Below are 18,343 nucleotides of genomic sequence, written 5' to 3' on the forward strand. Positions count from 1 at the left end.
ATCTCGAGGCGCTCTGCCGCGTCCCCGGACTGCTCCCTATCGTGCCACTTCCTTCGGTGCCTCGTGGGAGGCGCCGGGCGCGGGCTCGCGCCAGCGGCTGGTGATGGGGAGGCGCCGGTCGCGGCCGAAGTTGCGCACCGAGATCTTGGGGCCCGGCGGGTACTGCCGGCGCTTGTACTCGGCCGCGTCGACCATGCGCAGCACTCGCTCGACCAGCTCGGGGTCGAAGCCGGCCGCCACCAGGTCGGCGCTGCCGAGGTCCTGCTCGACGTAGGCGTCGAGCAGCGCGTCGAGCACCGCGTAGTCGGGCAGCGAGTCGCTGTCGCGCTGGTCGGGGCGCAGCTCGGCCGAGGGCTCCTTCGTGATCGAGCTCTCCGGGACCGGCGGGGTCTCGCCGCGCGACTCGGCGTCGGCGTTGCGCCAGCGGGCGATCTCCCACACCAGCGTCTTGGGCACGTCCTTGATCGGGGCGTAGCCGCCGACCGCGTCGCCGTAGAGCGTCGAGTAGCCGACCGCGAGCTCGCTCTTGTTGCCGGTCGCGAGCACGAGGTGCCCGTGCTGGTTGGACAGCCCCATCAGCGTCGTGCCGCGCACCCGGGCCTGGACGTTCTCCTCGGCCAGGCCGGTGAGCTCGACCGAGCCGAGGAACGCCTCGACCATCGGTGCGATCGGCACGGTCGAGAAGTGCAGGCCGGTGCGCTGGGCCAGCTCGGCCGCGTCGTCCTTCGAGTGCGCGGAGGAGTAGCCGCTGGGCAGCGACACCCCGTGCACCGCGTCGGCGCCGAGGGCGTCGACCGCCAGCGCCGCGACGACGGCGGAGTCGATGCCGCCCGAGAGGCCGAGGACCACCGAGCGGAACCTGTTCTTCTGCACGTAGCCGCGCAGCCCGACCACCAGTGCTCCCCACACCTCGGCGCAGTCGGGCAGGTGCTCGGCGACCGTGCCGGTGACCGGCTCGCCGAGCTCGCGCGGTGCGGTGGGAACCGCGGTGCGGGTGATGCGTACGCGCCTGCCGTCGCGCGCGGTCTGCGTGCTGTCCTCGTCGCGCAGCGGCGCGGTGGCGGCCGGCAGGTCGACGTCGAGGACGAGCAGCTCCTCGCGGAACTGCGCCGCGCGCGCCAGGATCTCGCCGTCGGGCGCGACGACCAGCGAGTCGCCGTCGAAGACCAGCTCGTCCTGGCCGCCGACGGTGTTGACGTAGGCGAGCACGCAGCCGGCCTCGGCGGCGCGCTTGCGCACCAGCGCCAGCCGGGCGTCGTCCTTGTTGCGCTCGTAGGGCGAGGCGTTCGGCACGACCAGCAGGCCGGCCCGCGCCTCGCGCGTCACCGCGGCCGGACCGCCCTCCTGCCAGAGGTCCTCGCAGATCGCGATCGCGACGTCGACGCCGCGGAAGCGCACGACGGCGGAGGCCAGCCCCGGCACGAAGTAGCGGGCCTCGTCGAAGACGCCGTAGTTGGGCAGGTGGTGCTTGGCGTAGCGCGCGACGACCCCGCCACCGTGCAGGAAGGCCGCGGCGTTCTGCGGCCAGCCGGCCGGCTTGCCGAGCTCGGGCACGGCGTCGGGGGAGTGGTCGAGGTAGCCGATGACGACAGCGGTCCCGCCGAGCCCCTCGTCGCCGAGACGGACCGCCAGCTCCTCGAGCGCCGCGGCCGAGGCGCGCTGGAACGAGCGGCGCAGGGCCAGGTCCTCGACCGGGTAGCCGTCGAGGGCCAGCTCCGGCAGCACCACGAGGTCGGCCCCGGCGGCCGCCGCGCGGCGGACGGCGTCGAGCGCCCGGTCAGCGTTGCCGGCGAGGTCGCCGACCACGATGTCGATCTGGGCGAGGGCGAGGCGCAGCGTGGGCACGGCCCGACTCTAGTGCGGCGCGCCGTAACACGGATTTAACACTCGGGCGGCAGACTCCGCGCTCATGGGACGGCAGGAAGAGTTCGTACTCCGCACGATCGAGGAGCGCGACGTCCGCTTCGTACGGCTGTGGTTCACCGACGTCCTGGGCTTCCTGAAGTCCGTGGCCGTGGCGCCCGCGGAGCTCGAGGCCGCCTTCACCGAGGGCATCGGCTTCGACGGCTCGGCCATCGAGGGCTTCGCCCGCGTCTCCGAGTCCGACATGCTGGTCAAGCCCGACCCCTCGACGTTCCAGATGCTGCCGTGGCGCTCGGAGTCCCCGGGCACCGCGCGGATGTTCTGCGACATCCTCATGCCGGACGGCACGCCGTCCTACGCCGACCCGCGCTACGTCCTCAAGCGCACGCTGTCGCGCGCCGCCGAGCTCGGCTTCAGCTTCTACACCCACCCCGAGATCGAGTTCTTCCTCTTCGAGCGCCAGCGCGCGGCCGACGGCCGCCCGGTGCCCGTCGACCAGGCCGGCTACTTCGACAACACGCCCCACGGCGTGGGCCACGACTTCCGCCGCCAGGCCATCACGATGCTCGAGTCGATGGGCATCTCGGTGGAGTTCTCCCACCACGAGGGAGCGCCGGGCCAGCAGGAGATCGACCTGCGCTACGCCGACGCGCTCACCACGGCCGACAACATCATGACCTTCCGCCTGGTGATGAAGCAGGTCGCGCTCGAGCAGGGCGTCGAGGCCTCGTTCATGCCCAAGCCGTTCACCGAGTTCCCCGGCTCGGGCATGCACACCCACCTCTCGCTGTTCGAGGGCGACAGCAACGCCTTCCACGAGGCCGGCGCCGAGTACCAGCTCTCCAAGGTGGGCCGCGCCTTCATCGCCGGCGTCCTGCGCCACGCCGCCGAGATCACCGCGGTCACCAACCAGTGGGTCAACTCCTACAAGCGGCTCTCCGGCGGCGGCGAGGCCCCGAGCTACGTCTGCTGGGGCCACAACAACCGCTCGGCCATGGTGCGCGTGCCGCTCTACAAGCCGCAGAAGGGCGGGTCGACGCGCATCGAGGTGCGCTCGCCCGACACCGCGACCAACCCCTACCTCACCTTCGCCGTGCTGCTCGCCGCCGGGCTCAAGGGCATCGAGATGGACTACGAGCTGCCCGAGGGCGCCGAGGACGACGTCTGGTCGCTCACCGACGCCGAGCGCCGCGCGCTCGGCATCCCGCCGCTGCCGGCCTCCCTCGACGAGGCGATCCGCGTCATGGAGGGCAGCGAGCTGGTCGCCGAGACGCTGGGCGAGCACGTCTTCGACTTCTTCTTGCGCAACAAGCGCCAGGAGTGGCTCGACTACCGTCGCCAGGTGACCGCGTTCGAGCTCGATCGGCTCCTCCCCGTCCTGTGACCGCCGGGTCCCCGAGCCGCAGCGCGCTGATCGGCGGCCGACGCTGACCGAGCGCGGAGTGCTCCGGCTGGCGCGGCTCGGGTTCGGCGACTCGGAGCGCGCCGCCGCGCTGCTCGCGGGTGGCGCGCTGGCCGAGCTCGCCGACGACTCCGCCGTCGTCGCCGCGCTGGGCGGAGCGGCCGACCCGGACCTGGCGCTGCGCACGCTCGCCGACCTCGCCGCGGCGCAGACCGAGCCTGCGGCGCTGGTGGACGCACTGCGTACCGACCCGGCGCTGCGTACGCGGTTGTTGGCGGTCCTCGGCACCACCGCCGCGCTCGGCGAGACCCTCGTGCGGCACCCCCCGCTCTGGCGCGAGCTCGCTGGCGCCGCACCGCTGCGGCTCCCGGACCTGCGCGCGACGATGCTCGCCGCGGTCGACGCGGCGCCGGCGCCGGTCGACGCGCTGCGGCGCGAGTACCGCCGCCTGCTCCTGCTGGTCACCGCCCGCGACCTGACCGGTGAGGACGACCTGGCCGCGACCGCCGCGTCGCTCGCCGACCTCGCCGGCGCTGCCCTCGACGCCGCGCTCGCCGTGGCCCGCGCCGCGGAGCCGGACGGGGGAGCGGGCGTCCGGCTGGCCGTCATCGGCATGGGCAAGTGCGGCGGGCGCGAGCTCAACTACGTCAGCGACGTCGACGTGGTCTACGTGGTCGAGCCGGCGGAGGGCACCGACGAGAGCGAGGCGCTGCGGGTCGGCACCCGCCTGGCGCAGGGGCTCATGCGCGCCTGCACCGCCCCCTCGCCGGAGGGTGCGCTGTGGGAGGTCGACGCGGCGCTGCGTCCCGAGGGCAAGCAGGGCCCGCTGGTGCGCACGCTCGCGAGCCACGCCGCCTACTACGAGCGGTGGGCCAAGGGCTGGGAGTTCCAGGCGCTGCTGAAGGCACGGCCGGTCGCGGGCGACCTCGAGCTGGGTGCCCGCTACGTCCAGACCGTCTCGCCGCTGGTGTGGCGGGCGGCCGCCCGGGAGGGGTTCGTCGCCGACGTGCAGGCGATGCGCCGCCGTGTCGAGCAGCTCGTCCCCAAGACCGAGCAGGCCCGCCAGCTCAAGCTCGGCCGCGGCGGCCTGCGCGACGTCGAGTTCGCGGTGCAGCTGCTGCAGCTCGTGCACGGCCGGGCCGACGAGACGCTGCGCTCGGGCACGACGCTGGCCGCGCTGGCCGCCCTCGGGCACGGTGGCTACATCGGGCGCGAGGACGCCGCCGCCTTCGACGAGGCCTACCGGTTCCTGCGCACGCTCGAGCACCGCATCCAGCTCTTCCGCCTGCGCCGCACGCACCTCGTGCCCGAGCGCGAGGAGGACCTCCGCCGCATCGGGCGCTCCCTCGGGATGTCGGGCGACCCGGCGGCGGCGCTCGTCGACCGGTGGCGGCGCTACGCGCTCGAGGTGCGGCGCATCCACGAGAAGCTCTTCTACCGCCCGCTGCTCGACGCGGTCGCGCGGCTCTCGGCCGGGGAGGCGCGGCTGACGCCGGAGGCTGCGCGGGCCCGGCTCGAGGCGCTCGGCTACGCCGACCCCGCGGGCGCGCTGCGCCACCTCGAGGCCCTGACGAGCGGGCTGTCCCGCCGGGCGACCATCCAGCGCACCTTGCTCCCGGTGATGCTGGGCTGGTTCGCCGAGGCGGCCGAGCCCGACGCCGGTCTGCTCGCCTTCCGCCGGGTCAGCGACGCGCTCGGCGAGACCCACTGGTACCTCCGCGACCTGCGCGACGAGGGGCTGACCGCCGAACGGATGGCGCGGGTGCTGGCCTCCAGCCGGTTCGCCGCCGACCTGCTGCTGCGCGCTCCTGAGGCCGTCGCGATCCTCGGCGACGACGCGGAGCTGCAGCCGCGTACGCGTGCCGCCCTCGTCGACGAGGTGCGGGCAGCCGTCGGCCGGCACGACGACCCGACCGCCGCGGCCGCCGGTGCGCGCGCGGTCCGCCGCCGCGAGCTGTTCCGCACCGCGGCGTCCGACGTGCTCGGCCTGCTCGACCGGCGCGGCGTCGGCGCGGCGCTCACGGACGTCGCCGTCGCCACCCTGCGCGGTGCTCTCGACGCGTCGGTGCGCTTCGTCGAGGGCGAGCGGCGCGGCCCGCTGCCGGTGCGCTTCGCGGTGGTCGGCATGGGCCGGCTCGGCGGCGGCGAGATGGGCTACGGCAGCGACGCCGACGTGCTGTTCGTGCACGACGCCCTGCCCGGGGCCGACGAGCGCGACGCGACCGACGCGGCCTACGCGGTGGCCAACGAGCTGCGCCGGATCCTCGCGCTCCCGGCGCCGGACCCGCCGCTCCTGGTCGACGCCGACCTGCGGCCCGAGGGCCGGCAGGGGCCACTGGTGCGCTCGCTGTCGTCCTACGCCGCCTACTACCGGCGCTGGGCCGTGGTGTGGGAGCGGCAGGCGCTGCTGCGCGCCCGCCCGGTGGCCGGCGACGTCGAGCTCGGGCGCGAGTTCCTCGAGCTGGTCGAGCCGCTTCGGCACCCGGCGTCAGGCATCACCGACGCCGACGTGCGCGAGGTGCGGCGCATCAAGGCGCGGGTCGAGGCCGAGCGCCTGCCGCGCGGGGTCGACCGGTCTCGGCACCTCAAGCTCGGGCCCGGCGGCATCGCCGACGTGGAGTGGGTGGTGCAGCTGCTGCAGCTGCGCCACGCCGGTCGCGTGCCCGGGCTGCGCACGGCCAGCACCCGGGACGCGCTCGCGGCGGCCGTCGAGGGCGGGTTGCTCGCCGCGGACGACGCGGCGGCGCTGGGTGCCGCGTGGGAGTTCGCTGTCACCGTGCGCGACGCGGCCGTGCTCGTGCGCGGCAAGGCGGGCTCGGAGCTGCCGAAGGACCTGCGCGAGCTGCGCGCGGTGGCGCAGCTCGCGCTGGGACGCGACAGCACCGCCGGCGATCTCCTCGAGGAGCACCGCCGGACGGCGCGTCGCGCACGGGCGGTCTTCGACCGCGTGTTCTTCGTCTGAGCGCTCGTCACGTCCTCAGATGCGGGCGCGGCCGCGGCCGTTGGCGGCGCGGTAGACCAGCAGGGCGATGACGGCGCCGATGACCGAGCCGATGAGGCCCGAGGGCTGGAAGGCGCCCTCGTCGAGGTCCTTGCCGAAGATGACGTAGCCGAGGAAGCCGCCGATGAACGAGCCGACGAGGCCCAGCACCAGAGTGCCGACCACGCCCATCGGGTCGCGGCCCGGCACGATGGCGCGCGCGAGGAAGCCGGCGACGAGGCCGACGACGAGGAAGACGATGAGCGCGCCGATCACGGGGACCTCCATGCGGTGAGTACGTCGTTGCAGCGTCGATACCCTGCTGTGCAAGGGAATTAACGAGTTCTTCCCCCGAGGTCGTGACAAAGCGAGTGGGGCGTGCCAAGGTCCCACCTGTCGGTCCACCTCAGGAGGGCACTGCATGCACGTCTCACGTCTCCGCGCCTCGGCCGCACTGGTGGGCGCGGTAGCCCTCCTCGCCGGCGCCCAGGTAGGCACGTCCGCCGCAGCGTCAGGGCCGGGGCGCACGCTCCCGCCGTGGCCGGCCGCCCAGCGGTACTCGCCCTCGACCGGCCCCTCGGTGTCCGCGTTCGCGCGCTCCGAAGGGGGCGACGGCGACGGCGACTCGGGTGAGGAGAAGGCCAGCGAGATCATGGACGGCGCCGAGCAGTACGCGTACGCGCGCACCGCTCCCGCCGCCTCCCTGCCTCCCGCCGCGCTCGCGGCGGCGAAGGCGGCTGCTGACGCCCTGCCGGTCGCCAACCGGTCGTGGAAGGAGGTCACCGACCAGCCCTACGACTCCGAGCCGGCCGGGTTCGACGACCCCTTCTGGTCCAACGCCGGTGCGGGCACCGGGCACGCTGCAGGCCGCATGACCGCTCTGGCCAGTGACGGCGTCTCGCAGGTCTACGCCGGAGCCGCCATGGGCGGGGTGTGGCGCACCGGCGACGGCGGTGCCCACTGGAAGCCGGTGTTCCAGGACCAGGCGAGCATCTCCATCGGCGCGCTGGCCGTCGACAAGGCCGACCGCTCGCTGTGGGTCGGCACGGGCGAGTCGAACACCAGCCAGGACGCCTACATGGGCCAGGGCGTCTACCGCTCCGACGACCGGGCGCGCAGCTTCGCCAAGGTCGGCGGCTCCGAGCTCGACGGCACCACGATCTCGCGCCTGGTCTTCGACGGCTACGGCACCGTCTACGCCGCCACGAGCGGCGGGCTCTGGCGCCACGCGGCCGGCACGGCGTCCGGAGCGTGGCAGCTCGTGCTGAAGCCCGACCCCAACCCCGACGGCTCGCCCTACCGCCAGTCGTTCATCAGCGACGTGGTCGTCCGGCCGGGGTCGCACGGCAAGAACGTGCTGGCAGTGCTGGGATGGCGCGGTGGAACGGCGGCCAACGGGTTCTACCTGTCCACCGCCTACGGCGCGGCCCACACCTTCGGCAAGATCACGCCGACGGGCGACATCGACGTCGACGACATCGGCCGCACGACGCTGGCCTACTCCTCCGACGGGCGCCGGCTCTACGCCATCATCGAGTCGCCCGAGCGGCTGGCCGACGGTGACGACTCGGTGCTGCAGGGCGTCTTCGTCTCGCGCAGCGGGCGTCCCACCGGTCCGTGGTCGCTGATCGCCGACACCGACAAGCTCGCGGCGTCCGGCTCGGCCATCGCCGACCCGGGCTACCGCCCCGGCGTGCAGGCTTGGTACAACCAGGCGCTCGCGGTCGACCCGAAGAACTCCGACCACGTCTACGTGAGCCTCGAGGAGACCTACGAGACGCGCAACGGCGGCAGCACCTTCCAGACCATCGCGCCCTACTGGAACTACGGCCTCGCCTGCGGCGACGACTGCCCGATGACGACCCACCCCGACCAGCACGCGCTGCTCATCAGCGGCGGGCAGGTCTGGCAGGGCAACGACGGCGGTGTGTTCCGCCGTCCGCTGACCGCGACGGGGCTCGGCTCGTGGACGAGCACGAACGACACCCTGCACACCCTGCAGTACTACGGCGTCGACACCAGCGCGCTCGGCAAGGACACCGCCTACTGGGGCGGCCTGCAGGACAACGGCACCTCGCTGCTGCTCGGCGACAAGGCGCCGACGATGCTCGAGCCGGCAGGCGGTGACGGAGGCAAGACGATCTCCGACCCGGGCAACGCGGACAACGCGCTCGGCGAGTACGTCGACCTCGACATGTACATCACCCAGGACGGCGGCCACTCCTTCCGCCAGGCGACGCCGACCTGCGAGTCGAACCCCGACTTCGCCGACTGCGACCCGTCGGCGCGCTTCATCGCCCCGGTCGTGCAGGACGTCGACGACCCGACGCACTGGGTGTCCGGCGGCAGCCGCATCTGGGACGACACGGTCGGCTGGGACACCACCTGCGACGAGGACTCGTGCGACTGGAAGCCGGTGCACGACCTCGGCACGGACGCCGTCGGCGGCGAGAACGTCGCGACGGCGCTGGCGGTCAAGGGCGGCGTGACCTACGCCGGGTGGATCGACAGCGGCGGCAACCCGAGCCCGAGCTTCGCCACGGGCATCGACACCAACTACGGCGGCACCTGGCACCGTGTGACGGCGCCGAACCTCCCGCAGCGCATCGTCGCTGCGCTGCAGGTCGACCCGACCGACGCCGCGCACGTCTACGCGGTCTACGGCGGCTACTCGCGGCGCTGGATCCCGGACGGCGGGCTCGGGCACGTGTTCGAGTCGCACGACGGTGGTACGTCGTGGACCGACATCACCGGCAACCTGCCCGACGTCCACGCCGGAGCAGCCGTGCTCGACGGCGGATGGCTCGTCGTCGGCACCGACGTCGGCGTCTTCGCCACCTCCGCGGCGTCTCCGGGCACGTGGACCCGTCTGGGCAAGGGTCTGCCGACGGTGGCGGTCGACGACCTGAACGTCACGCCGGACGGGCGGTACGTCGTGGTCGGCACCCACGGTCGAGGCATCTGGAAGGTGCGCCTCTAGGCCGCCTGCGACCCGACCGACCGGCCGGCCCGGACCTCTCGACGAGGTCCGGGCCGGCCGGCTGTCGGGCGGCCGCGACGGTGGACGTGGCGCATCTCGCCCAGGTGGCCCAACCGCGCCTGCTCAGGTGCTCGGAGCAAAGGCCGATGAGTGCTGCCGACGGGACGGCTGGCAGTAGGGGGACTGATGCGCTGGAGGCGGAGGTCCCTCGCGCGCCGGCTGCGGGTGCGCGAGGCCCAGCAGCGTGCCACCGCCCAGCTCGGTCAAGCCGCGCTCTCGGGCCGTCCGCTCGCGGAGCTGCTGCCCACGGCAGTCGCGTCCGTGGCCCGCGTCCTGGACCTGCCGGTCGTCAACGTCTTGCGCTCGGCGCCCGGCGCAGAAGCCTTCACGTTCGTCGCCGTGCACGGCTGGGACAAGCCCGTGGGATCGACGGCGCCCATGGGCGGCGGTCCGGTCACCCAGCTGCTCAGCTCCGGCGGGACGCTCGTCGTCGAGGACACCGAGTCCCTCGACGAGCCCGGCCGCACCACCTTCCGGCGGCTCGGGCTGCGCTCGAGCGCCTCGGTGCTGGTCGCCTCGCACGACGGCAGCCGCTGGGTCGTCGCTGCCCACGCGCGTACGCCTTCCGCCTTCACCCCTGACGACACCGCCTTCCTGCGCGCCATGGCCAACGTGCTGGCCGCCGCCGCCGGCCGCGAGGCGGCTGAGGCGGAGGTGCAGCGCCGCGCGACGCACGACCGCCTGACCGGGCTCGCCGACCGTGAGCTGTTCCGCAGCCGGGTGGGGACGGCGCTGGAGCGCCCCGGCGAGGCGGTGCTGGCGCTGCTGCTGCTCGACCTCGACAACTTCAAGGACGTCAACGACTCGCTGGGCCACGACGTGGGCGACCAGGTGCTGCTGGCGACCTCTCAGCGGCTGCGCGACGTCGCGGACGAGGGGCTCGCCTGCCGGCTGGGCGGCGACGAGTTCGCGTTGGCGCTCAGCGGCGACCTCGACGAGATCGGCGCGCGGGTCCAGGCGGTCAGCGAGCAGCTGCGACTGCCCATCGAGACCGCCGTCGGGCCGGTCACCGTCTCGGGCAGCGTGGGCGTCTCGCTCTCGCCGCGGGACGGCGCCTCCGTCGCCGACCTGCTGCGCCACGCAGACCTGGCGATGTACCGCGCCAAGCGCCAGCGGGCCGTCGTCGCGTGGTACGACCCCTCGACCGACCTCGACCCCTCGCGCCGGCTGCGCGCGGTGCAGGACCTGCGCGAGGCCATCTCCGACGGCAGCATCACGGTCGCCTACCAGCCGTGCGTCGACCTCGTCACGGGCGTCGTCACCACGGTCGAGGCGCTGGCCCGGTGGAACCACCCGACGCTCGGGCCGCAGTCGCCGGCGGAGTTCGTCGCCCTCGCCGAGGAGACTGGGCTGATCCTGCCGCTGACCGACTGCATGGTGCGCCAGGCGGCGGGGCAGACGGCGCGGTGGCTGCGAGAGGGTCGTCGGCTCGGGGTCTCGGTCAACATCCCCGGCTCGGTGCTCGAGGTGGAGGGCTACCCGGACCGCCTGCGCGCGCAGGTCGCCGCGAGCGGCCTGCCCATCGAGCTGATGCGCATCGAGGTCACCGAGACCGCACTCGTCAACGAGGGCGCGGTCGACGCCCTGCGCGAGCTGGCGCGCGACGGCATCCGCATCGCCATCGACGACTTCGGCACGGGCTACTCATCGCTCGGCCGGCTCAAGCAGCTGCCCGTCAAGACCATCAAGATCGACCGCAGCTTCGTGACGGACCTCGGCCGCGACAGCCGGGACGCCGCCATCGTGCGGGCGGTCGTCGCGCTCGCAGCGGACTTCAACCTCAACGTCGTGGCGGAGGGCGTCGAGACGGTGGAGGTCGCCGACCAGTTGCGCGTGTTGGGCGTCAACCGGGCACAGGGCTACCTGCACAGCCGACCGCTGCCGGCCGCGCAGTTCGCCGCGTGGCACGACCAGTGGTTGGCGCAGACGACCCTCTGCTCCGCCTAGAGCTGCGGTCGCAGGAAGTCGACGGTCGACTCCTCGCCCTTCCAGGCGATAGTGGTCTCGGCTGGTCTGGTACGCGCGACGACCTTGCCGTCGCGCAGCACCAGCAGGCGTCGAGGGACCAGGCGCAGCGCGTCGGCCTCGGTGGGCGCGTCGTGCACCACGAGGTCGGCCGGGCCGCCCACACGGATGCCGTAGCCCTCGAGCCCCAGCGCCGCTGCGGGCGCCGTGGTCACCATGGACAGCAGCCGGCGCAGCTCCTCGTCGCCACTCATGTGGCCGACGTGGACCAGCACCATCGCGGCTTGCACGGGATCGGCGTAGCCCAAGGGGTACCACGGGTCCATGACGGAGTCGTGCCCGATGGCGACGTTGACGCCGGCCTCCTGCAGCTGCTTGACCCGGGTGAGGCCCCGGCGCACGGGCCCGGTGTCGAAACGACCCTGCAGCACCGAGTTGTCGAGCGGGTTGACCACCATGTGGAGGCCCGCACGGGCGATGTTGCTGACCAGGCGGTAGGCGTAGGCGGCGCCGTAGGAGCCCATCGCCGTGGTGTGGCTCGCGGTGACGCGGCCCGACATCCCTCGCCGCAGCGTCTCGGCGACCATGACCTCGACGAACCGGGAGTGCTCGTCGTCGGTCTCGTCGCAGTGGATGTCGACGCGCAGGCCGTGCTCCTCAGCCAGCGCGAACGCGAACTCGACCGAGGCGACACCGTCCTCGCGGGTCATCTCGTAGTGCGGGATGCCGCCGACGACGTCGGCGCCGAGCTCGACGGCCCGGCGCATGAGGTCCTTGCCGCCGTCGTAGCCGAGGATGCCCAGCTGCGGGAAGGCGACGATCTGGAGGTCGACGACCCCGCGCGCCTCTTGGCGCAGCTGGACCATCGCGCGCAGCGCGGTGAGCTCCGGGTCGCAGACGTCGACGTGCGTGCGGACGTGCTGGACGCCGTTGGCCAGCTGCCAGCGGAGCACCTCGCGGGTGCGGGCCAGCACGTCGTCGACGGTGAGGTCCTTGACGCGGTCGGCCCACACCGCGATGCCCTCGAACAGCGAGCCGCTGACGTTGGGCCGCGGCTGGCCCACGGTGAGGACGGCGTCGAGGTGGATGTGCGGCTCGACCAGCGGGGGAGTGACCAGCCGCCCCTCGAGGTCGAAGGTCTCGCGGGCCAGACCATCGGCGGGCGGGTCGACGAGGACGCCGCCCGAGACGGCGAGGTCGGTGAGCCCCTCGGTCCCTGCGACCTGCGCGCGGCGCAGGAGCAGGTCGACGGGCCCTGCCGAGGTGGGCTCGCTCATGCTGCTGACGCGGAGGTCGTACGGCTGCGGCGGGTCTCCCACGTGTGCACCGCGACGTAGACGGCGAGCGAGACGACGAACCCGACCTCGAAGGTGAGGTCGCCGACCTTCGGGGCGTGGTCGGGCACCACGCCGACGTACTTGGTCTGGTTGGAGAACAGCGGGATGGAGACCGCCATGCCGACCGCCATCGCCAGCCACCCGGCGAGCGGGTTGTGGGTGCGGTCGAAGAGCAGGCCCTCGAGCCGGCCGCCCCTGCGCAGCCACTGGTCGGCGAAGAAGACGCCGAGCCACGGTCCGATCCAGTAGGCGATGATCAGCAGGAAGTTCTCGTACTTCGCACCCGCGTCGTCGAGCGAGGTGAGGGCCAGCACGAAGCCGATGGCACCGAAGCCGACGGCGACGATGGCGCGGCGCAGGGCCAGCGGTAGGCGTACGCCCAGGGCCAGGAACGACATCGAGCCCGAGTAGATGTTGATCGCGTTGGCCGAGACCGCCCCGATCGCGATGCAGAGCAGCGTGAGCTTCGCGAGCAGCGTCGGGAGGTGCGAGGTGAACTCGGAGGTGGGGCTGCCGCTGCCGTAGGCGCCGATGGTCATGGACGCCGCTCCGGCGATCTCGAGCACGCTGCAGGAGACGAAGACGCCCAGGCCGGCGTAGAGGCCGACCTTGACGCGGTCGGCGGAGCGGGGGAGGTAGCGGGTGTAGTCGGAGGCGTAGGGGTTCCAGCCCGCGGCGTAGCCGAACGTCGCGCCGAGCAGCACGAGGAAGCCGCCGATGCCACCGCCACCGCCGTGGGCGCCGGGGTGCGACTTGGCGAGGATGACGACGGTCGTCACCGCGAAGACCACCGCGAGCAGCGGGAACGCGTAGCGCTCGAACGCGTGCACCATGTTGTGGCCGAGGAACGCGACGGCCAGCTGCGCGGCCACGATGATGCACAGGCACAGGGAGTTCGGCAGGTCGGTCAACGAGCCGAGGGCCAACGCGCCGCTCACGCTGTTGACGGCGAACCACCCGATACCAGCGGTGAGCGCGTTGAGCCCGGCGGGCAGCACGTTGCCGCGGAAGCCGAACGGCAGGCGGCTCAGCACCATCTGCGGCACGCCGAAGGACGGGCCGCGGGCGCTGAGGACGCCGTGCGTGATGCCGCCGAGCGCGGAGCCCAGCAGGATGGCGGCGACGGCCTGCCAGAAGCTCAGCCCGAAGGCGAGCAGCCCGAGCACGCCGACGAACACGGTCGCGAACTCGAGGTTGGGCGATGTCCAGGTCCAGAACAGCTGGACGGGCGAGCCGTGCCGCTCGTCGTCCGGGACGACCTCGGCACCACCGGGCTCGACCGCCGCGACCTTCGTGCCGTAGTGGCCCTCGCGGACCTCGACCGGGCCGGCGGGCTCGGGCGCGTAGGGACGGGTCGTCGTGCTCATCGGCATGCCTCTCGGTACCTGCGGGGGCGCAACGGTGAGCAGGATGCCTCGGGCGTGTTACGGGGAGATGTCGGGGGGTGCCGTCTGGGAGTCAGAGGAGCCGCACCTGCGCAGCCTCGGGCAGCTTCGCCCACCAGTGCGCGTAGCGGGAGTAGGCGGTGGGCTCGCGGTCGGCGAGCAGCGCCGTGAGGACGTGCGCCTCGGCGGCCAGGCCGTCCCACGCCGCGGCCGGGAGCGGCTCGAACGCGGTCGCCTCGACGCGCCCCTCGACCGGACGCCACACCCCGGCCACGCGTCCGTCCACCAGCAGGGTGGGCAGCGAGTCCCCGTTGACCCGGCCGACGAGCCGGCGGTGCTCCTCCGGCACCACCCGGGCGCGGTCCCCGTGGGCCAGCAGCGCGCTGTCCCACATGCCGAGCAGCCGGGGAGGTGCCGGCTCGTCCTCGTCAGGCAGCGCAGCGCCCGCGAGGTCGACGAGCTCCTCGCCCGACGGGCCCTCGTAGCGCACGAGCTCGTCGTCGAGCGCCTCGAGAGCGGCTCGCACCCGCGGCCGGTGGACCATGGCGAAGGCCCACACGTCGGCGACCGTGGCCGGCCCGAAGGCCGCGAGGTAGCGGCGGACCAGGTGCACGACGCCGGCGGTCTGCTCGGACTCGCCGGGCACCTCGCCCGCCGCCTGGTAGGCGGGCCGGCGCCCGAACGACCACGAGCCGCCGGTCGGTGCGTGGCGCACGGGCGCGTAGGTCTTCAGCGCCCACCAGAGCCGCTTCGCGGTCTCGGGGTCGCGGTGCCCGGCGAGCGCGGTCTCGACCTCGGCCCCTGTGCGCGGCTGCTGCAGCAGGTCGAGCACCTCGGGGAGCGCGTCGTCGGCGTCCTGCGCGGTGAGACCGGTGGAGGTGAAGCGGCGGTCAGCGAGGCGCGAGGCGCGCAGCGTACGCAGCACCGCCGCGTGCAGCGGCGCGCGCTCCGCGGCAGCGACGGCGTGCAGGGTGATGCGCATCAGCGTCGCCTTGACCAGGCGCCGTTCGGCGAAGGCCGTGTCGAGCTCGGCCGGGTCGAAGGCCTCGACGCGGTTCCAGAGCGCGAGGTAGGGAGAGGCCGGCTCCTGAGCCTGCAGGGCGCCCACGCGACGCACCGCGTCGACGACGTCGAGGCGCTCGCGCCGCAGCAGCAGCTGGCGGGCGAGGGTCGCCCGGCCGAGGCGGCGGGCCGACAGCTGGGGGCGGGGACCGGTCACGGTGCACATCCTGCCCCTGCGGTCTGACAGCCGTATCACTAGCTGAGACGTCATCCCGCTGGATGAGACACCCGGGCTAGCCTGCGCTCATGGAGACTCCACGACCGAAGGACACCGCCACCTACACCCACGGCCACGCCGAGGCGGTGCTGCGCTCGCACCGCTGGCGCACCGCCGAGAACTCCGCCGCCTACCTGCTGCCGCACCTGCGACCGGGGGACCGGGTCCTGGACGTCGGGTCGGGGCCAGGCACGATCACCGCCGACCTCGCCACGCGCGTACCCGCCGGGTCGGTGACCGCGCTCGAGACCTCGGAGCAGGCGGTCGACCTGACCCGCCAGGAGGTGCAGCGGCGCTCGGTCGGCAACGTGGACTTCGCGGTGGGCGACGTGCACGCGCTCGACTTCGCGGACGACAGCTTCCACGTCGTCCACGCGCACCAGGTGCTGCAGCACGTCGGCGACCCCGTGCAGGCGCTGCGCGAGATGCGCCGGGTGTGCCGGCCGGGCGGCATCGTCGCCGTGCGCGACAGCGACTACTCGGCGTTCACGTGGTTCCCGGCCTCGCCGGGCCTGGACACCTGGCTGGAGCTCTACCTGGGTGCCGCGCGGCGCAACGGCGGCGAGCCCGACGCCGGCCGCCGGCTGCTGTCGTGGGCGCACGCGGCAGGCTTCTCCGACGTGACCGCCTCGTCGTCGACGTGGTGCTTCGCGACGCCCGAGGACCGCGAGTGGTGGGGCGGCATGTGGGCCGACCGGATCCTGCACTCCGCCATGACCGAGCAGCTGCTCGCGGAGGGCACCCCGCAGTCGGTGCTCGACGAGGTGTCCGCGGCCTGGCGCGCCTGGGCAGCGGAGGCGGACGGCTGGTTCTCCTTGCTGCACGGCGAGGTGCTCGCGCGGGCGTGACCGCCCTGCGGCCACGCACGGAGGGTCGGCAGCAGCGGCGCACCGCGGCGTACTCCGCTCGGAGTACGCCGAAGTGCCTGCCCTGGGCAGACGCGTCACCCGCGCCCGCTCGGCAGCCTGGCTGTCATGACTTCGACCGTGAAGACGCCCGCCCGCTCCGCCGCCGACAGCAGACCGCGGAGGTCACGCACCAAGACCGTCCTGCCGTGGCTCGTGCTCGCCGTGTGGGTCGGGCTCCTGCTGGCCGGCACCTCGCTCGCCGGCAAGCTCGGCTCGGTGACCCGCGACGGCCAGGTCGACTACCTGCCGGCCAGCGCCCAGTCGACCAAGGTGCTCCAGGCCGAGGCCCAGCTGCCCGGCGGCGAGAACGGACTGTTCGTGGTCGTCTACCAACGACCCGGCGGCCTCCGGCCCGGTGACCGGGAAGCGGTCGAGCGCGGGCAGGCCGCGCTGGCGCAGCGGTTCGGCGACGGCACCGCAGCGGCTCCCGCCATCGTCGACTCCGACGACGGCACGGCCCTGATGTACGCGCTGCCGCTCGACCACGCGTCGGTGGACGACGAGGCTGCCGCCACCACGGCAGCCCGCGACCTGCTCGCCGACCGGCCGACCGGGCTGGACGCCTACGTCACCGGTCCTACCGCGATCGGGTCCGACATGGACGAGGTCTTCGACTCCGTCGACTCGACGTTGCTGCTCGCCACCGCCGCTGTGGTCGCAGTCCTGCTGGTATTGACCTACCGGAGTCCGGTGCTGTGGCTGGTCCCCCTGGCGGCGGTCGGCGCCGCGGCGGTCCTCTCGATGGGTGTCGTCTACGCGCTCACCCAGGCCTTCGACATCACCGTGACCAGCATGAGCTCGGCGCTGCTGATCGTCCTGGTCTTCGGCGCGGGCACGGACTACGCGCTGCTCCTCGTGTCGAGGTACCGCGAGGAGCTGCACCGCTTCGAGCACCCGGTCGACGCCATGCAGGCTGCGCTGCGCGGAGCCGGCCCGGCGGTCCTCGCCTCGGCGGCGACGGTCGTGGCCGGCCTGCTGTGCCTGCTCTTCGCGGACCTCAACAGCACCAGCGGTCTCGGGCCAGTGGGTGCAGCGGGCATCGGGTCCGCGATGCTCGTCATGCTGACGTTGTTCCCCGCCCTGCTGGTGGTGCTCGGGCGCCGGGTCTTCTGGCCCTTCGTGCCGCGGCTCGGGGACGACGCCCACGCGTCCGGCTCTCGATGGGGCCGGCTCGCCCAGCTGGTCGCTCGCCGCCGCGTCGTGAGCTGGGCAGTGCCGCTGGTGGTCCTCGGCGGGCTCGCGCTGGGCACGGTGGGGGCCAGCGGCTCGCTCCCGCAGCTGGACCAGTTCGCGCGTTCGACACCGGAGTCGGTGGTCGGTGCGCGGCTGGTCGAGGCGCGCTACCCCTCCGAGAGCGGGCAGCCGCTCACCGTGATGAGTCGACCCGGCCAGAGCCGAGAGGTCCTCGCCGCCGTCACGAGCACGCCGGGGGTGGCCGGAGCCGAGCTCGGCCGAGCCGGCGACGACTGGGCGGAGATCTCCGTGACCCCGGTCGACCCGCCGGACAGCGCGGGTGAGACGGCCACGATCCACCGACTGCGGGCAGCCGTGCGTGACATCGGCGGGGGATCGGTGCTGGTGGGCGGGCCGAGCGCCGAGCGGCTCGACGAGGCCTCGGCCAACTCGAGCGACCGCACCGTGGTGATGCCGCTGATCCTGCTGGTGGTGCTCGGCATCCTGGGCCTGCTGCTGCGAGCGGTCGTGGCTCCGCTGGTGCTGGTCGCCACCGTGGTGGTGTCGTTCTTCGGGGCTCTCGGCCTGTGCACCCTGGTCTTCGAGCACGTGCTCGGGTTCGCCGGGCTGGAGGCGTCGGTGCCGCTGATCGGCTTCCTCTTCCTGGTCGCTCTCGGTGTCGACTACAACATCTTCCTGATGACCCGGGTGCGCGAGGAGTCCGCGCGGCACGGCACCGTCGCGGGCACGAAGCGCGGCCTCGCCATGACCGGTGGGGTGATCACCTCAGCCGGCGTGGTGCTGGCGGCGACGTTCGCGGTGCTCGCCTCGTTGCCGCTCGTCCAACTCGTCGAGATCGGGATACTGGTCGCCGTCGGCGTGCTCGTCGACACCGTGCTGGTGCGCTCCGTCGTGGTCCCGGCACTGACGATGTCGTTGGGCTCGTGGACCTGGTGGCCCAGCAACCTGTGGCGCAAGGGACAGGACCGTGCCCATGACCTCGTGTGAACC

General features: G+C 73.5%; 11 protein-coding genes. 6 read left to right on the forward strand and 5 right to left on the reverse strand.

From position 1 onward, the window contains the following. Positions 1–36 precede the first annotated feature (36 nt). Entirely contained in the window at positions 37–1,845 is a 1,809-nt protein-coding gene (locus CLV35_RS12290; RefSeq protein WP_121193771.1) for an NAD+ synthase, read from the reverse strand. A 64-nt stretch (positions 1,846–1,909) separates the two neighbouring features. Between CLV35_RS12290 and glnA the strand changes: the two genes are divergently transcribed. Together glnA and CLV35_RS12300 are read left to right on the forward strand one after the other, a co-directional pair. Further along, positions 1,910–3,247 carry a type I glutamate--ammonia ligase gene (gene glnA, locus CLV35_RS12295; RefSeq protein WP_121193772.1) on the forward strand — a complete coding sequence of 446 codons (1,338 nt, stop codon included), beginning with the start codon at positions 1,910–1,912 and terminating at the stop codon, positions 3,245–3,247. Between the two features lie 58 nt (positions 3,248–3,305). Continuing rightward, positions 3,306–6,227, forward strand: a complete 2,922-nt coding sequence (locus tag CLV35_RS12300; protein WP_231121749.1) for a bifunctional [glutamine synthetase] adenylyltransferase/[glutamine synthetase]-adenylyl-L-tyrosine phosphorylase — start codon at positions 3,306–3,308, stop codon at positions 6,225–6,227. A gap of 15 nt (positions 6,228–6,242) precedes the next feature. On the opposite strand, the gene CLV35_RS12305 is transcribed toward CLV35_RS12300, so the two are convergent. Then, entirely contained in the window at positions 6,243–6,533 is a 291-nt protein-coding gene (locus tag CLV35_RS12305; RefSeq protein WP_231121750.1) for a GlsB/YeaQ/YmgE family stress response membrane protein, read from the reverse strand. Between the two features lie 133 nt (positions 6,534–6,666). Between CLV35_RS12305 and CLV35_RS12310 the strand changes: the two genes are divergently transcribed. Then, complete coding sequence (locus CLV35_RS12310; protein ID WP_121193774.1) at positions 6,667–9,225, forward strand: beta propeller repeat protein; 2,559 nt, start codon at positions 6,667–6,669, stop codon at positions 9,223–9,225. Between the two features lie 186 nt (positions 9,226–9,411). Beyond that, positions 9,412–11,232, forward strand: a complete 1,821-nt coding sequence (locus CLV35_RS12315; protein WP_121193775.1) for a putative bifunctional diguanylate cyclase/phosphodiesterase — start codon at positions 9,412–9,414, stop codon at positions 11,230–11,232. On the opposite strand, the gene codA is transcribed toward CLV35_RS12315, so the two are convergent. The 3 genes from codA to CLV35_RS12330 all read right to left on the reverse strand — a co-directional run bounded on the left by codA (position 11,229) and on the right by CLV35_RS12330 (position 15,200). Beyond that, positions 11,229–12,527 carry a cytosine deaminase gene (codA, locus tag CLV35_RS12320; protein WP_121193925.1) on the reverse strand — a complete coding sequence of 433 codons (1,299 nt, stop codon included), beginning with the start codon at positions 12,525–12,527 and terminating at the stop codon, positions 11,229–11,231. The two genes, CLV35_RS12315 and codA, sit on opposite strands and share 4 nt — an antisense overlap. Beyond that, positions 12,524–13,954, reverse strand: a complete 1,431-nt coding sequence (locus CLV35_RS12325) for a purine-cytosine permease family protein (protein ID WP_121193926.1) — start codon at positions 13,952–13,954, stop codon at positions 12,524–12,526. The genes codA and CLV35_RS12325 overlap by 4 nt, the downstream gene beginning before the upstream one ends. 91 nt (positions 13,955–14,045) lie before the next feature. Next, entirely contained in the window at positions 14,046–15,200 is a 1,155-nt protein-coding gene (locus CLV35_RS12330; RefSeq protein WP_121193776.1) for a winged helix DNA-binding domain-containing protein, read from the reverse strand. An 80-nt stretch (positions 15,201–15,280) separates the two neighbouring features. Here CLV35_RS12330 and CLV35_RS12335 point away from each other — a divergent pair, with 80 nt between their 5' ends. Together CLV35_RS12335 and CLV35_RS12340 are read left to right on the forward strand one after the other, a co-directional pair. Beyond that, positions 15,281–16,099: a class I SAM-dependent methyltransferase gene (locus CLV35_RS12335; protein ID WP_121193777.1), complete on the forward strand. Its 819-nt coding sequence runs from the start codon at positions 15,281–15,283 to the stop codon at positions 16,097–16,099. A 126-nt stretch (positions 16,100–16,225) separates the two neighbouring features. Further along, positions 16,226–18,340 carry an MMPL family transporter gene (locus tag CLV35_RS12340; protein WP_121193778.1) on the forward strand — a complete coding sequence of 705 codons (2,115 nt, stop codon included), beginning with the start codon at positions 16,226–16,228 and terminating at the stop codon, positions 18,338–18,340. Positions 18,341–18,343: the final 3 nt, after the last annotated feature.

The sequence above is a fragment of the Motilibacter peucedani genome (assembly GCF_003634695.1).
GTDB lineage: Bacteria > Actinomycetota > Actinomycetes > Motilibacterales > Motilibacteraceae > Motilibacter > Motilibacter peucedani.

Bases quoted from the DNA above. Each gene is read 5' to 3' on its own strand.
- glnA (WP_121193772.1), top strand. From the start codon at position 1,910: ATGGGACGGCAGGAAGAGTTCGTACTCCGCACGATCGAGGAGCGCGAC.
- CLV35_RS12330 (WP_121193776.1), bottom strand. From the start codon at position 15,200: ATGTGCACCGTGACCGGTCCCCGCCCCCAGCTGTCGGCCCGCCGCCTC.
- CLV35_RS12340 (WP_121193778.1), top strand. From the start codon at position 16,226: ATGACTTCGACCGTGAAGACGCCCGCCCGCTCCGCCGCCGACAGCAGA.
- CLV35_RS12310 (WP_121193774.1), top strand. From the start codon at position 6,667: ATGCACGTCTCACGTCTCCGCGCCTCGGCCGCACTGGTGGGCGCGGTA.
- CLV35_RS12315 (WP_121193775.1), top strand. From the start codon at position 9,412: ATGCGCTGGAGGCGGAGGTCCCTCGCGCGCCGGCTGCGGGTGCGCGAG.
- CLV35_RS12305 (WP_231121750.1), bottom strand. From the start codon at position 6,533: ATGGAGGTCCCCGTGATCGGCGCGCTCATCGTCTTCCTCGTCGTCGGC.
- codA (WP_121193925.1), bottom strand. From the start codon at position 12,527: ATGAGCGAGCCCACCTCGGCAGGGCCCGTCGACCTGCTCCTGCGCCGC.
- CLV35_RS12325 (WP_121193926.1), bottom strand. From the start codon at position 13,954: ATGAGCACGACGACCCGTCCCTACGCGCCCGAGCCCGCCGGCCCGGTC.
- CLV35_RS12335 (WP_121193777.1), top strand. From the start codon at position 15,281: ATGGAGACTCCACGACCGAAGGACACCGCCACCTACACCCACGGCCAC.